This window comes from Streptomyces sp. NPDC006265, assembly GCF_040613555.1.
Taxonomy (GTDB): domain Bacteria; phylum Actinomycetota; class Actinomycetes; order Streptomycetales; family Streptomycetaceae; genus Streptomyces.
This window is the reverse complement of the sequence record NZ_JBEXSH010001464.1, coordinates 1-1,249: the sequence shown is the minus strand read 5'-3', so window position 1 is coordinate 1,249 and position 1,249 is coordinate 1. Positions and strand designations below refer to the sequence as shown.

The following is a 1,249-nucleotide window of genomic DNA, read 5'->3' as shown; positions in this document are numbered from 1 at the left end:
AGCAGAGCGCGACCGGCGGGACCGGCCTGGTCCTCCTCTCCGAGGAAGGCGGTCAGCCCGGCACGCTGGGGCCCTCGCAAGCCCAGCAGCCGTTCGGGGGCGCCGGGCCGTGTGGACCAGTGCAGCAGGGTCTGCGCGTCGAGCCGGTCTTCGCCGGGGCGTCGCGGGCTGCTCTCGGTGTCGTAGCGGCCGAGGCGCAGGCGGCGCTGGGCGAGCGCGGTGAGGGCGTACTGCCGGGACAGCCATCCACCGGGCACCGGCGGCCAGCCGCCGGGCGGGGTGGCGTCGAGCAGGGCTTCGGCGGCCCAGTTGACGTCCTTCAGGCGCGGGTCGATCTGCCGGGCGCCGAAGGCCTCCCGTACGACGTCCCAGCTGTCGACCATGTCGATGCGCTGTTTGTGGACGCGGGCGGTGATCGCCGGGTCGAGTTCGTTCTGCTCGCGGTCGGTGAGGACGACCAGGACGGCGGGGCCGGGGCGGCGGCCCGCGAGGTGGTCGAGGACGAGTTCGTGGACGGCGAGCGGTGAGGGCGCCACCGCGACACCGGCCGAACGGGCCTCGCCCCAGGCGGGTTCGGCGGGCCCGTCCCACTGGGGCGCGGACCGCAGCAGCACCACCCGGCGTCTGCTCCCGCCGTCGCCGGTCAGGGAGGCGGCGAGAGAGGACTGCGAGGACAGGTACTGGGTGACGGTCGCGGTGTTCAGCCGTACGGCGCCGGGGGCGGCGGCGACGGTGTCGGTCATTCGACGACCTTCCAGGTGATCTCGATGGTCGCGTCGGGGTGGCGGGCGGCCAGTTCGGACAGTTCCGCCTGGAGGTCGGCGGCGGCGCGTGCCGCGGTCGTACGGCGACCACCGGCCGTTCGCGCGGAGCCGCTGCCCGAGGAGGCCGGGGTGGTGGTCTCCTCCGGCGGGGTGTAGGGGATGCGCGGGTCGCTGGTCGACGTGTTCAGGGACAGGTCGTCAGCAGTGGGCTGCGGCGCGGCAGGCGCGGGCGGCGGGACGGCGGCGGCCTGGCTGCGCTTCACCAGGGCGACGACCTCGCGCTGGGCGCGGGCCAGGGCGTCGCGCAGGTCCGCGGTGCGCTGGTCGTCGCGGGCCACGTTGCGCAGCGAGTCGAGCAGTGCCGCGCCCTCGGGGCCGAGCCCGGAGGCGAGTTCGAGGGTGCTCCAGGGCGCGGAGGCGACGGCCTCCGCGACGCTACGGGCCTGTTTGACGGAGGTCCCGTACCGGTCGGCGCTGGTCTCGCC

General features: G+C 75.7%; 1 protein-coding gene and 1 pseudogene. Both read right to left on the bottom strand.

Annotation, left to right across the window (positions count from 1 at the left end; translation table 11 throughout):
• Positions 1–743, bottom strand: a 743-nt coding sequence (pglZ, locus tag ABZ281_RS49840; RefSeq protein ID WP_356665510.1) for a BREX-2 system phosphatase PglZ, incomplete at its 3' end; no start/stop codon positions are given.
• A pseudogene (locus ABZ281_RS49835) lies at positions 740–1,249 on the bottom strand (phage resistance protein); the annotation flags it as partial. The gene pglZ and the pseudogene ABZ281_RS49835, both read right to left, overlap by 4 nt.